The 12,614-nt window shown below is 65.8% G+C and carries 14 protein-coding genes; 8 read left to right on the top strand and 6 right to left on the bottom strand.

Annotation, left to right across the window (positions count from 1 at the left end; all coding sequences use genetic code 11):
* The first annotated feature begins 8 nt into the window (after positions 1–8).
* Positions 9–752 carry a hypothetical protein gene (locus tag ACIA48_RS28200; protein WP_396739270.1) on the top strand — a complete coding sequence of 248 codons (744 nt, stop codon included), beginning with the start codon at positions 9–11 and terminating at the stop codon, positions 750–752.
* 9 nt (positions 753–761) lie between these two features.
* Positions 762–1,724, top strand: coding sequence for an LLM class F420-dependent oxidoreductase (locus ACIA48_RS28205; RefSeq protein WP_396739272.1), 963 nt, complete (start codon positions 762–764; stop codon positions 1,722–1,724).
* On the opposite strand, the gene ACIA48_RS28210 is transcribed toward ACIA48_RS28205, so the two are convergent.
* Complete coding sequence (locus ACIA48_RS28210) at positions 1,710–2,888, bottom strand: MFS transporter (RefSeq protein WP_396739273.1); 1,179 nt, start codon at positions 2,886–2,888, stop codon at positions 1,710–1,712. The two genes, ACIA48_RS28205 and ACIA48_RS28210, sit on opposite strands and share 15 nt — an antisense overlap.
* Before the next feature lie 71 nt (positions 2,889–2,959).
* Between ACIA48_RS28210 and ACIA48_RS28215 the strand changes: the two genes are divergently transcribed.
* Positions 2,960–3,865, top strand: coding sequence for a LysR family transcriptional regulator (locus ACIA48_RS28215; RefSeq protein WP_396739275.1), 906 nt, complete (start codon positions 2,960–2,962; stop codon positions 3,863–3,865).
* On the opposite strand, the gene ACIA48_RS28220 is transcribed toward ACIA48_RS28215, so the two are convergent.
* Together ACIA48_RS28220 and ACIA48_RS28225 are read right to left on the bottom strand one after the other, a co-directional pair.
* A complete protein-coding gene (locus tag ACIA48_RS28220; protein WP_396739277.1) occupies positions 3,837–4,256 on the bottom strand; it encodes a VOC family protein in 420 nt (139 codons plus the stop codon). The two genes, ACIA48_RS28215 and ACIA48_RS28220, sit on opposite strands and share 29 nt — an antisense overlap.
* Positions 4,257–4,258: 2 nt before the next feature.
* Positions 4,259–5,014, bottom strand: coding sequence for an SDR family NAD(P)-dependent oxidoreductase (locus ACIA48_RS28225; RefSeq protein WP_396739278.1), 756 nt, complete (start codon positions 5,012–5,014; stop codon positions 4,259–4,261).
* Between the two features lie 63 nt (positions 5,015–5,077).
* On the opposite strand from ACIA48_RS28225, the gene ACIA48_RS28230 reads away from it, so the two are divergent.
* From ACIA48_RS28230 to ACIA48_RS28250, 5 genes are read left to right on the top strand one after another with little or no spacing between them, the layout of a single operon-like run.
* A complete protein-coding gene (locus tag ACIA48_RS28230; protein WP_396739280.1) occupies positions 5,078–5,734 on the top strand; it encodes a TetR/AcrR family transcriptional regulator in 657 nt (218 codons plus the stop codon).
* Entirely contained in the window at positions 5,731–6,735 is a 1,005-nt protein-coding gene (locus ACIA48_RS28235; protein WP_396739282.1) for a zinc-binding dehydrogenase, read from the top strand. Before ACIA48_RS28230 ends, ACIA48_RS28235 begins: the two co-directional genes overlap by 4 nt.
* 12 nt (positions 6,736–6,747) lie before the next feature.
* Positions 6,748–8,049 carry an acyl-CoA dehydrogenase family protein gene (locus ACIA48_RS28240; RefSeq protein ID WP_396739284.1) on the top strand — a complete coding sequence of 434 codons (1,302 nt, stop codon included), beginning with the start codon at positions 6,748–6,750 and terminating at the stop codon, positions 8,047–8,049.
* A 38-nt stretch (positions 8,050–8,087) separates the two neighbouring features.
* Entirely contained in the window at positions 8,088–9,071 is a 984-nt protein-coding gene (locus ACIA48_RS28245) for a phosphotransferase family protein (protein ID WP_396739524.1), read from the top strand.
* Complete coding sequence (locus ACIA48_RS28250; protein WP_396739286.1) at positions 9,068–10,033, top strand: NADPH:quinone oxidoreductase family protein; 966 nt, start codon at positions 9,068–9,070, stop codon at positions 10,031–10,033. The genes ACIA48_RS28245 and ACIA48_RS28250 overlap by 4 nt, the downstream gene beginning before the upstream one ends.
* A 57-nt stretch (positions 10,034–10,090) precedes the next feature.
* On the opposite strand, the gene ACIA48_RS28255 is transcribed toward ACIA48_RS28250, so the two are convergent.
* From ACIA48_RS28255 to ACIA48_RS28265, 3 genes are all read right to left on the bottom strand, one after another.
* Positions 10,091–10,594, bottom strand: a complete 504-nt coding sequence (locus tag ACIA48_RS28255) for a hypothetical protein (protein WP_396739287.1) — start codon at positions 10,592–10,594, stop codon at positions 10,091–10,093.
* Positions 10,591–11,199, bottom strand: a complete 609-nt coding sequence (locus tag ACIA48_RS28260; RefSeq protein WP_396739289.1) for a TetR/AcrR family transcriptional regulator — start codon at positions 11,197–11,199, stop codon at positions 10,591–10,593. Before ACIA48_RS28260 ends, ACIA48_RS28255 begins: the two co-directional genes overlap by 4 nt.
* Positions 11,200–11,327: 128 nt before the next feature.
* Entirely contained in the window at positions 11,328–12,608 is a 1,281-nt protein-coding gene (locus ACIA48_RS28265; protein WP_396739291.1) for a cytochrome P450, read from the bottom strand.
* Between the last annotated feature and the right edge of the window lie 6 nt (positions 12,609–12,614).

The following is a 12,614-nucleotide window of genomic DNA, read 5'->3' on the forward strand; positions in this document are numbered from 1 at the left end:
GACTTCCGATGCAGCTGCCCGGCACACCGTCCGATGAGATCGACGATGTCCTTGCCACCGGTCGTGGCGACATCACCACGTTGTTCGTCTCGATGGCGACGAAGCATCCCGACGGCGCTGACGCGGAGTATCTGCGCTGGCACACGCTCGACCACCGGCTCGAACAGCACCGGCTGTCCGCGGTGCGCGCCTCCCTGCGGCTGGTGTCGACGCCCGCGTGCCGTACCGCCCGCGCCGCGGGGACCGAACCGTACGACGCGATCGACCATGTCATGACGTACTTTTTCAGCGATCCCGGCGGCATGGCCGGCTTCCTGGCGTTGGCGAAAGCACTCATCGGCGGCAAAAGGAAGCTGCCGTTGCTGCCGCCCGTCGAACGCGGTCTCTATGACGTGCAGCGCAAGTCGGCCGCACCACGGGTCAAGGTGGGTGCTGACGTGCTGCCGTGGTGGCCGGTGAAGGGCGTGTACCTGCTGCTGGAACGTGGCGATGCGCCGACGGACTCCTTGCTCGCCGTCGACGGGGTCGCCGGCATCTGGTCGGCGGCGTCGTTGGATGTCGATGCCCGGTTGGCGAGTGCGCCAGCGGGGCAGACGATCACGTACTGCTTTCTCGATGACGACCCGCTCTCCACCGCGGAACGGCTGGCTCCGGAATTGACCGCGCGCTGGGGTGGGGGCTCTGTCGAACCGCTGCTGGCCGCGCCGTTCTACCCCGTCGTACCGCACGAATGGGATCGCTATGTGCCGTAGGAGGTTTTGATGCGGATCGGCCTGATGATCGGCTCGGACAAGGAGCGCGCACGTGCCGACCGGCTCACCGGGCTTCTTGACGACGGTAGGGCCGCCGAGCGCGACGGCTTCGCGTCGTTCTGGATTCCCCAGGTGCCCGGCTATCTCGACGCGATGACGGCGGTCGCGCTACTCGGGCAGGTCACCAACCGCATCGAAATCGGGACGGCGGTGGTGCCCATCCAGACTCGCCATCCGCTCATCATGGCGCAACAGGCCCTGACCACCCAGGTGGCGTGCTCGGGCCGCTTCACGCTGGGCCTAGGCCCGTCGCACCACTGGATCATCACCGACCAACTCGGATTGCCCTACGACAAGCCGGCCCTGCTGGTGCGCGACTACCTCGACGTACTGGACGCGGCGTTCGCAGGACCGGGCCCGATTGCGGTGGACAACAACAGCTTCCGTGTGCAGAGCCCGGTGGACGTCACCGAGGACTTGGAGATGCGTGTGCTCGTGGCCGCGCTCGGACCCACGATGCTGCGCATCGCAGGCGAACGCACCGGCGGCACCATCCTGTGGATGGCCGACGAACGGGCCATCGGCGATTACGTGGTTCCGCGCATCACGGAGGCGGCGAACGCGGCCGGGCGAACCGGAACCCGTATCGTGGCAGGGGTGCCCGTCGCGCTCTGCTCCAACAGTGAGACCGACAGCGCCCGCGAGTACGCGAGCGAGGTGCTCGGCCACGCCGACTTCTCCCCCAATTACGTTCGGCTGCTCGAGCACGGCGACGCCGAGGACGTCGGGGACACCATGGCCGCGGGCGACGAATCAACCGTTCTCGCGCGGCTGCGCAGCTACCGCGACGCCGGTGTCACCGATCTCGCCGTCCGGGTGGTTCCGCTCGGCGACGATGCTAGGAGCCGCAGCGAATCACGCCGCCGGACACAGGAATTCCTGGCGGCGCACATCGAGTCACTCGGGTCGTGACACCGCGGCGCGAACCGTCATCAGCGCGGCGGCGAGCCCCAGTGAGATGACCAGCGCGACGACGCCGGTCCATTCGGCCGCCAGCCACGCCAGCCCGCCCACCCAACCGAAAACGCTCGACCCGGTGTAGTAACTGATGGTGTAGAGCGCGCTTGCCTGAGCCCGCCCGCTGGATGCCTGCGCGCCGACCAGATGTGTGGCGACGGCGTGGCCGATGAACAGCCCCGTCGTCAAGACCACGACGCCGACGATGATGGCGGCCAACGGCTTCGCCAACGTGACCGCGGCACCGGCGGCGAGCAGGACGCCGGCGAGGGCGAGCACCACCGAGGATCCGACCCGGCCGGTGAGCCGTCCGGCCACCTGAGAACCGACCGTGCCGCCCAGATATGCGAGGAAGATCAGTGACACCACCGTGGGGTTCAGTGAGTACGGCGGCGCTTCCAGCCGGAACGGCAGGTAGTTGAACACCGCGATCATTCCCCCGACGAGGGTCCCGCCGATCCCGAAGAGCGCGAGCATGCGTGGATCGCGGAGATGCGCGAGCACCGTCCCTCGTGCGGGGCGCGGCCCGGATCGCGAGTCCCCTGCAGGCAGCAACGCGATCAGCGCCGCCATCAGGATCACGACCACTGCGCCCAGAACAGTGAGCGACAGCCGCCAGCCGAGATGCTCGGCCACCGGGGTCACGACGATGCGACCGCTCAATCCGCCCAAAGACGTTGCCGCGACATAGCTTCCCGCCATGCCCGCCGCTCTGGAGGGCTGCGATGTCTCGTGCAGCAGGGCGACGGCAAGCGCCGGGATTCCCCCCAGCGCGATGCCCTGCACCAGCCGTCCTGCCAGCAGCGCATCGAAGGACGTCAACCAGGGGACGGTCACCGCGGTGAGCGCGGCACCCGCGGCGGCCAGGCGCATCGCGGTCCTACGGCCGATCCGGTCGGACAGCCAGGCCCACGGCAACACCGACAGAGCCAGGCCGAACGTGGTGGCCGACACCAGAAGGGACACCCGCGAGGCATCGACCGCGGTTTCGTCGGCGATCTGCGTCAGCAGTCCCTGCGGGGCATACATCAGGGAAAACGCCGCCAACCCCGCACACCACAGCGCCGCGGACAACTGCCGCTCTGACGTAGACGCTGCGTGCGCGGCTATGGCTACCACACCGTCGAATGTAAGAACCGCTGACTCATATGTCTAATGCATATTTTTCATCTGCCGCATACATTTGAGTTATGAATGAGGACGCTGTGGCCGACGTCCTGCCGTACCTACGGGTTTTGGTGGCGCTCGGCGAGGTGGAGCACGTCACGACGGCCGCGGCGATGCTGGGCATGCCGCAACCGACCGTCAGCCGCATCATCCGTCGTCTTGAGGAGCGGCTGGATGTCCGATTGGTCGAGCCGGCGGGCCGCGGTGTCCGGCTGACGGACAGCGCTCGCGCATTCATTCCCTACGCCGAACGCGCTCTCGAATCGGTATCCGACGGGCTGGAGCGCCTGCGCTCACGCGACGAGTTGGCGCGTGCGACCGTGCGGATCGCGTTCCAGACGTCGCTCGGTGAGCGATTTGTGCCGGAGTTGATCAAGACGACGCGTGGGGCGCACCCCGGCATCAACTTCGTGCTCAGTCAGGGGGCTCGCCGCATGTGTCTCGACATGCTCGCCGAAGGTGAGACCGACATTGCCATGGTCTCCCGGCTCAAGCCGCCGCCTGACGGACTGGACACCATTCACCTGTTCGAGCAACCGCTGTGCATACTGACGTCGAAGGAGCACCGGTGGGCACACGAGAAGTCCTTGCGTATCCGGGATTTGGGTACCGAACCGATCATCACGCTCAAGCCCGAGTTCGGTCTGCGCGGTTACCTCGACGAGTTGTTCACCGCCGCGAACGTGTTACCCGCGATCGCATTCGAGGGCGACGACCTTCACACCATGCGCGGTCTGGTGGCCTCCGGCCTCGGCATAGCGATCGCACCACGCGAGTCGGTCGCACCGCGCGGATGCGTACAGATCCCGATCACCGATCGGGAGGCACGTCGCGACATGGGCGCCGCGGTGAAGCGCGATTCGGCCACCACACCCGCCGTCGACGTGGTGCTCGAGGTGCTCAGGAGTCGGGCGTATACGCACCCATGAACTCGACGGGTACGCCGCCCATCGTGCAGACGAACAAATCGACGCCCGGCATACCGGTGTCCAGCGGGGTGACGTCATCGGTGAACGATGTGGCCCGCTCGCGCGTGGCGTCGTACTCGTCGGTGAGAAACGACAGCGCGGCAAGTCCTTCCGGTGCGATGTCACGCAGGCTCGGCGGTACGTCGAGCACTTCGATGAGGCCGGCATCGCCGGAGCCCAGCATCGTCACGTCCGCACCGTCCGACGGGGGCCACCCGAGCGTCTTCTCCAGAATCTCCCCCGGCACGCGCATCTGGAATTGAACCTCCATGCCCACGACATCGGTCAGGAACGCCACGAAGGTCTGCGCCGAATGGCTGCGCATGACCACGTGATGCAGATGAGACGGCATGCCTAGGCACCCAGCATGACGAGGCCGCCGTCAACAGCGACGAGTTGTCCGGTCATGAAATGCGAACCCGCACTGCAGAAGAACACCAATGCCGGTCCGAGATCTTCGACCGGGTCGCCGAGCGCGCCGCCGAGCGGAATGGTCTTCTTGATCTCCTCGTCGATGAACTTCGCTGCCGCGGGTCCCAGGAATTCGCGCAACCGGTCAGCCCCCGGTGTCTGCACGGCCGGCGCCAGTGCGATCGCCGAGATCTTCTCGGCCGCCCACGCCTTGGCGATCGAGCGGGTCCAGGCCGACACCGCACCCTTGGTCGCGGCATAGACCGCCGAGATCGGGCTGCCCATCACCGCCTCCCCCGACCCGAAGTTGATGATGCGGCCGCCACCGCTACGGCGCATGACCGCATATGCGGCCTGGTTGGTGAAGATGGTCGCCTTGATGTTGGTGTCCATCAGGAAGTCGATGTCGTCGCCGGTGATCTGGCCGGGGATGCCCGCCTGCCACATACCCGCGGCGTGCAGCAGGACATCGAGACCGCCCATTTGCTCAGCGGCCGCGGCGACCATGGTGTCCACGGCGACGGCGTCGCGCACGTCGCACTGCAGCCAGGAGACGCCGTCGACGTCAAGCGGGGGCGTCGAGTGGTACGTCGCGATTACCTGCGCACCCGCACCGCTGAGCACTTTAACCGCGGCAGCGCCGATACCCGTCGCGCCACCGGTCACCAAAATTCGTCTGCCATCGAGGGAACCCGTCACCCTTAGATAGTTAGACAAACGTCAACTATATGCAAGCCCCAATATAGCTGTTACAGTGCGGCTGTGCCCAAGTCTGCCGTGGTCAGTGGTGCTGACAGTGGTCAGCGGCGAGCATCTTTTCAGCGTGCGCGGTCGCACGAAACCAAGCGCAGCCTGGTGCAGGCGGCCATGGCGCTGTGGCGCACGAACGGCTACGCCCAGACCACTGTCGCCGACATCTGCCGGGCCGCGGGTGTCTCTCGCGCACTGTTCTACTTCTATTTCCCCGCCAAAGAGGACGTCTTGTTCGAAGTCGGCCTGCTCTCGACACGGGCGGCGCAGAAGAAGGTCCACGCGATGCTCGAAACCGACTACGAGATCGAGACCGTGATCACCGAGGCGTTGCGCAGCCTCGAGCGGTCCATGGCCCGCAACCCGCGCGAGCTGATCGTCGAGACCATCCTCGAGGGGTACCGGCACGAGCACCGGATCCTGTCCGGCGACGAGCGCAGCGACACCGACGCCGACATGTTCGGCGAACTCTTCCTGAAAGCTCAAGCCGACGGCAAGCTCGCACCCCACGTCGACGTGCAGCACCTGTCGCACCTCGCCGGCATGCACGTCAGCGAGGGCGTACGCCATTGGGCCTCAGGAAGTTTCGGCGACCGCCCCTTCTCCGAAGTGGTCACGACCGACATCGCCGCGCTGATCGCCGGCGTCAACCTGAAGGCACGGCGATGAAGGCCACGGTGATCACCGGACCGGGTGAAACACAGGTGGTCGATGTTCCGAAGCCGACGGTCGGACCGAACGACCTGTTGATCAGGATGCGGGCCTGCGGAATCTGCGGATCCGACAGCCTGTACATCTCGATGGGCGGTCTCGGCAAGGAACACATGCCGCTGGGCCACGAGCCGGCGGGCGAAATCATCGAGATCGGCAGTGCGGTAGCTGGTTTCACGATTGGCGACCACGTCGTCGTCAACCCGATGGTCGCGCCCAGCGGAATCATCGGCAACGGTGGTGAATCCGGTGCGCTCGCTGAGTACCTGCTGATCGAGGACGCCGTCCGCGGTAAGAGTTTGGAAATCGTTCCTGACCACATCCCGTTCGAGGTGGCCGCGCTCAACGAACCCATGGCGGTCGCCCGCCACGGCGTCAACCGATGCGAACCGAAGGCGACGGACAAGGTCGTCATCTTCGGCGCGGGGCCAATCGGATTGGGCGCCACCATCGGATTCAAGTCTGCCGGTGTCGGCCACGTGGTGGTCGCCGACCTGATTCCCGCGCGACTGGAAAAGGCCCTCGCCGTGGGCGCCGACGCCGTCATCAACTCTGCCGAGGAGGACGTCGCCACACGACTCGTCGAACTGCACGGCGCCGGTGAGTCGATGTTTCCGGGCAAGGCGGGGACGGACATCTACTACGACGCCGCGGGTGCGCCGCCGGTGATCACCGCGGCACTGAGCGCCGCCAAGACGGGCGCGCGAGTGTGCGTCGTCGCGGTACACAAGGAACCCGTGCCCGTCGACTTCCTCAACGTCATGAGCAACGAGATCACCATTGTCGGATCGATCGGCTACCCGGACGAGATCTTCGAAGTCACCCGGGACATCATCGCGAACTGGGAGAAGTACGCGGTGATCGTCAGCCACACAATCCCGTTCGCCGAGGTCGACGAGGCGCTGCGGATGGCGTCCACCCCCGGCGCGGCCGACAAAGTCGTCGTGACGTTCAACTGAAAGGAGCCCGCAATGGCGTGGGATTTCGAGACCGACCCCGAGTACCAGAAGGTGCTGGACTGGGCCGACGAGTTCGTCCGCGAGGAGATCGAACCGCTCGACCTCGCGTTTCCGCACCTCCAGTTCACCCCGCTGGAAGGAAAACGGCGGGATGCGATCGACCCCTTGAAAGAAGAGGTCCGGCGGCGCGGCCTGTGGGCCACGCACCTCGGACCCGAGCTCGGCGGACAGGGTTACGGGCAACTGAAACTCGCGCTGCTCAACGAGATCCTCGGCCGCTCGCAGTGGGCGCCGATCGTTTTCGGCTGTCAGGCACCCGACACCGGCAATGCCGAGATCATCGCCCACTACGGCACCGACGAGCAGAAGCAGCAGTACCTGATGCCGCTGCTGAACGGTGAACTGTTCTCCTGCTACTCGATGACCGAACCGCACGCCGGCGCCGATCCCACTCTGTTCACGACGTCGGCGGTGCGCGACGGCGACGACTGGGTGATCAACGGTCACAAGTTCTTCTCCTCCAATGCCAGCACGGCGTCCTTCCTCATCGTGATGGTGGTGACGAATCCCGATGTCAGTGCGTATCAAGGTATGTCGATGTTCCTGGTGCCGACGGACACGCCCGGAGTGAACATCGTCCGCAATCTCGGTTTATACGGCGAACCCGAAGGCCAGGGCTCGCACGCGTTGATCCACTACGACAACGTCCGGGTGCCCGCCGAGGCACTGCTGGGCGGTGAGGGGCAGGCGTTCGTCATCGCGCAGACCCGGCTCGGTGGCGGACGCATCCACCACGCGATGCGGACCATCGGCATGTCGCAGCGGGCGCTGGACATGATGTGCGAACGCGCGCTGAGCCGCGAAACGCAGGGCAGCCGACTTTCGGACAAACAGTTCGTTCAGGGCTACATCGCCGACTCGTACGCGCAGCTGTTGCAGTTCCGGTTGATGGTGCTCTACACGGCATGGGAGATCGACAAGTACAACGACTACAAGAAGGTACGCAAGGACATCGCCGCGGTGAAGGTCGCGATGCCGACGGTGCTGCACGACATCGCCTGGCGGGCAATGCAGGTCCACGGCGCACTCGGTGTGACGAACGAGATGCCGTTCCTCGCGATGGTCACCGGAGCCGCCGTGATGGGGCTCGCCGACGGTCCCACCGAGGTGCACAAGACGACGGTGGCCAAGCAGGTGCTGCGCAACTACAAGCCGACCGAGGACACCTGGCCCACCGAATGGGAACCGCGCAAACGCGAAGCGGCACGGGCGAAGTACGCCGACTTCCTCGAGAATGAGGTGGGGAATCTGTGACCGAGGAGAAGATCGACACCGCGCGGCTCACCGACTGGATGGACGGAGCGGAGCTGCCCGGCAAGGGCGAGCCCTTGCAAGCCGACTTCCTCTCCGGCGGTACGCAGAACGTCATCTATAAGGTCACCCGCGGCGAGCACGTATGCGTCCTGCGCATGCCTCCCGCGGGCGCCCCACCCGACCGGGACAAGGGCATTCTGCGGGAGTGGCGGATCATCGAGGCGCTCGACGGCACCGAGGTACCGCACACCGCGGCGGTCGGCGTTTGTCCCGATGCCTCGGTGCTCGGCAGGCCCTTCTACCTGATGGGGTTCGTCGACGGCTGGTCGCCGATGGACCAGCACGGTAAGTGGCCGGAACCGTTCAACAGCGACATGGATGCACGTCCGGCTTTGTCGTACCAGCTGGCCGAGGGTATCGCGCTGTTGTCGAAGGTCGACTGGAAGGCGAAGGGGCTGCAAGATCTTGGCCGTCCGGACGGGTTCCACGAGCGCCAGGTCGACCGGTGGACCGCGTTCTTCGAACGGATCAAAGGCCGCGAGATCGACGGCCTCGACGCCGCGACCCAATGGCTGCGCACCCACCGCCCGCTGGACTTCATCCCCGGCCTCATGCACGGCGACTACCAGTTCGCCAACGTGATGTACCGGCACGGCGCCCCGGCGCAGATGGCCGCGATCGTCGACTGGGAGATGGGCACGGTCGGAGATCCGAAGCTCGACCTCGGTTGGATGGTTCAGAGCTGGCCCGAGGACACCGACGAACCGTCGGCGATGAGTTACGTCGACATGCGCGGAATGCCTTCTCGCACCGCTGTGATCGAGCACTACGCGAAGGTGTCCGGGCGTCAGGTCGACGACCTCGACTACTACCTGGTGCTGGCCAAGTGGAAGCTCGCGATCGTTCTGGAACAGGGTTTCCAGCGCGCAGGCGACAACGAGAAACTGCTCGCTTACGGACCGGTGATCACCTCGTTGATGCGTTCGGCGGCCGACCTCGCGGAATCCAGCGACTACCAGTGAGGGCCGCGGTCTGCCCGCAGTACGGACCGCCGGACGTGGTGCGCATCGACGACCAGCCGTCTCCCACCGTCGGAGCGGGACAGGTTCGCGTTCGCGTCGCGGCTGCCGCGGTCAACTTTCCCGACGTGCTGTTGATCGCCGGCCAATACCAGGTCACCGTGCCGGTCCCGTTCATCCCAGGCAGCGAGTTCTCGGGCGTCGTCATCGAAACCGGCTCTGACGTCGACGATTTCGCGGCCGGTGACCGGGTCACCGGCACCGGGATGTTCGGGGCATTCGCCGAGGAGGTCGCCGTCGACCCGGCCGGGCTCGCCCGCATCCCCGACGATGTCGACGATCAGACGGCCGCAGCGTTCGGCGTGGCCTACCGCACCGCCTATCACACGCTGCGCTCGGTGGCGCGTGTGCAATCCGGTGACGAGGTGGTGGTGCTCGGCGCGGGCGGTGGCGTGGGACTGGCGGCAGTTCAGCTCGCCGTGCAACTCGGCGCCTCGGTCACCGCGGTCGCGTCGTCGGACGAAAAGCTCGACGCCGCAGCCTCGTACGGGGCGCGACATCTGATCAACCATCGTTCGGGGCCGTTGCGAGATGCGCTGCGCGCGGTTCTGCCCGGCGGCGCCAACGCGGTGGTCGATCCGGTCGGTGGTGATTTGTCTGAGCCGGCGCTGCGCTCACTGCGGCGCGGCGGCCGGTTCGTCACCGTGGGCTTCGCCTCCGGCGACATTCCCCGCATCCCGCTGAATCTGGTGCTGGTGAAGGGTATTCACGTCCTGGGCTTCCAGTTCCAGGACGTGCCCCCCGACGAGTTCACGCGCAACGAGGACGAGCTATGCGCACTTCTGGTCAGTGGCGCGGTACGCCCGCACGTGGGGGCGGTCTATCCGCTATCCCAGACGGTTCGGGCACTTGAGCACGTCGCCGACGGCCGCGCGATCGGAAAGATCCTGATCGACCTCACCTGATTTGTGCGATTTGTGTGCGTTTAGGAGCGCTCACCGCTCCCGAACGCACACAAATCGCTAGCTGGCGGGGACCAGGTCCGCGGCGACGGAGGCCATCATTCCGCAGCGGAACGTCTCACTCGGAGCGACGGCGTCGGCACCCGGATCATTGGCTGCCGCGAGGGCGCGGGACTTGAAAGCCCTTGCCGCAGCACTCAAGTGGTGCTGTGCAGAGTCGACGCTGTCGTCCAGCTCGGCGGGCAGGCTCTCGCCCCACAACGTCACCTCGGTGGCACCCTGCTCGAGTGCGTTGCGCACATGCTGGAGCACACGGGGATCGCGATCGAAGAGATCGGCGGCAACGGCGACAGTCTGCGGGTGGGGCCGGTCTTCCCACTCCTCGAGCACTGCCTGCAGATCGAGAGTCTGCGCGCCGAGGATGTGCAACGGCCGTAGATCGTCCTGGCTGCCGACGAGAACGGTGACGTCCCACCCGGCCATCACGCGGTCGTAGATCCAGCCGCCGGCGCAGCGCACCGCGTCGAGGGCGGTCGGGGCGACGACGTCGAGCCGGTACCTCACATCGAGCTCCTCGGCGACAAGTCGCGACCGAGCGACTCCGCGTACCCCTTGAACACCCCGGCCAGCGGGATTGAGGGATCGAGTAGCCATAGCGTCTCCATTCCATTGATAAACGCGAGTATCTCGACGGCTTTGTTCATTGGGTCGAAATCCGGGCGGTACCGACCGTCGCTCTGGCCTCGCTTGATGAGGTCGATGATGATGTTCACCGCTTCGCGGTAGCGGTGATGCAGCCGGTCGTGCAGCGGAGCGTCGGGTGCGATGTTCTCGACCAGCAAGACCGTGAACGTCCCGACCAGCTCTGGCGCGCGGTCGAATCGCTCGGGCACGCGACTGAGTTCGGTGACGAGATCGCCGGAACGGTAATCCGCGTGAATCTCATCGTCGGCGTCACGCGCGTCGAGAACGGCGTTGAGCAATTGCTCCTTCGATTCGAAATGGTGCAAGAGCCCCGCGGGGGTGACCCCGGCGTCCTTGGCGATCTGCGCCAGCGAGGTGTTTCGCCAGCCGTTGCGCGCCAGCAGCCGCTCAGCCACAGCAAGTATCCGCTGCCTGCGATCCTCGCCTTTGGCGAGGAGGCTCGCATAGGGCCGTGGGGCTGTCACGGGGCTCCTTCGTTGAACCAACCTAGTGAACACACAGTAGGTAGGTTTGGCGGCTGTGACAAGGGTCTCACCAAAAATTGATCTAGATTCCGATGAAGTGCCAGGTCACGGCTCTCCCGGCAGCTCGGCTATGCCGTCGGCACGAACTCGATGTGCAGCTCGGTCAGCCCGCGCAGCAGGAACGTCGGGTCGTAGGCGTAGCGCCGAGAGCCGGCGGGTCCGTGCGCGTCCTCGCTGATCGTGATGTCACGCATGCGCTCGAGCATCCGGCGAACCGTGATTTGACCCTCGACACGGGCCAGCGGCGCACCGGCACAACTATGGATCCCGCGGCCGAACGCGATGTGCTCGCGCACGTTCTTCCGGTCCGGCCGGAATTCGTGCGGATTCTCGAACTTGTTCGGGTCCCGATTGGCCGCGCCGAGGCACAACATCACGATCGTGCCTGCCTTCAATTCCATACCGCCGAGCGTCGTGGTCGTGCGGACCAGCCGGAAGTCCACCTTCGTCGGCGAGTTCATCCGCAGGGCTTCCTCGATGAACGCGGGAACACGCGCCGGGTTGTCGCGCAGTGTCTGCTGATACTCCGGCCGCTCGCCGAGCGTCTGCACTGCGGAGCTGAGCAGTTTGGTGACGGTCTCCTGCCCCGCGGCGAACAGGAACGTCGCCGGCTTGACGACCTCGATGAGCTCCGGGGTCGAACCGTCGGGGTAGAGCGCGGTCGCCATGCCCGACAACACGTCCGCGCGCGGCTCGCGGCGGCGCGCCTCGAGATACCCGGCGAACTTGTCGTCGAGGTACTTCAGCGGATCCAGCCCGACCGGTTCACCGTCCAGAGCTCCGACACGGTTGCCTTCCTGCCGTTCGGCGCCCAACGCGGCCAAGAACTCCGGCCGGTCACTCTCCGGCACCCCGAGCAGATCGATGATCGCCGATGTGGCAAACGGTTTCGCGTATTCCGAGAGGAACTCACATCGCCCATTGGGCATGAACTGGTCGAGTTGGCTGTCGACCAGCTGCCACATGTAGTCCTCGTTCTCCTTGAGGCGCCGGGGCGTCAGCAGCTTGGTCAACAGTGACCGTGCCCGCCCGTGGGCGGGCGGATCCATCACCACCATGTGTTCCGAAATGGGAAACAGATGACGGTTCGCCTCGATCTGCTCAGTGATGTCGTCACCCTCGGGCACAAATGGCAACGGCGGGAACGGGCCGCCGATCGCGTTCACCGCCGAGAACGCATCGTGATCCCTGAACGCCGCGAGCACTTCGTCGTAACCGGTGACAGCCACGACGCCATGGTTCGGCTCCCTCGTCACCGGCCCCAGGTCTCGGAGCTGATCCCAATAATCGTAGGGATCCTGGCTGATCGCCGGGTCGGAGAAGTAGTCCACTGATGCGAGCTCGGTCATCAAGCC

Origin of the sequence: Mycobacterium sp. NPDC051804, from assembly GCF_044452905.1 — a bacterium.
In the GTDB taxonomy this organism is placed as follows: Bacteria; Actinomycetota; Actinomycetes; order Mycobacteriales; family Mycobacteriaceae; genus Mycobacterium.

What these genes read in the sequence shown, in the direction of transcription:
- ACIA48_RS28220 (WP_396739277.1), bottom strand. Translation starts at nt 4,256, where the DNA reads ATGCCGTCTCATCTGCATCACGTGGTCATGCGCAGCCATTCGGCGCAG.
- ACIA48_RS28235 (WP_396739282.1), top strand. Translation starts at nt 5,731, where the DNA reads ATGAAGGCCACGGTGATCACCGGACCGGGTGAAACACAGGTGGTCGAT.
- ACIA48_RS28240 (WP_396739284.1), top strand. Translation starts at nt 6,748, where the DNA reads ATGGCGTGGGATTTCGAGACCGACCCCGAGTACCAGAAGGTGCTGGAC.
- ACIA48_RS28215 (WP_396739275.1), top strand. Translation starts at nt 2,960, where the DNA reads ATGAATGAGGACGCTGTGGCCGACGTCCTGCCGTACCTACGGGTTTTG.
- ACIA48_RS28205 (WP_396739272.1), top strand. Translation starts at nt 762, where the DNA reads ATGCGGATCGGCCTGATGATCGGCTCGGACAAGGAGCGCGCACGTGCC.
- ACIA48_RS28245 (WP_396739524.1), top strand. Translation starts at nt 8,088, where the DNA reads ATGGACGGAGCGGAGCTGCCCGGCAAGGGCGAGCCCTTGCAAGCCGAC.
- ACIA48_RS28200 (WP_396739270.1), top strand. Translation starts at nt 9, where the DNA reads ATGCAGCTGCCCGGCACACCGTCCGATGAGATCGACGATGTCCTTGCC.
- ACIA48_RS28265 (WP_396739291.1), bottom strand. Translation starts at nt 12,608, where the DNA reads ATGACCGAGCTCGCATCAGTGGACTACTTCTCCGACCCGGCGATCAGC.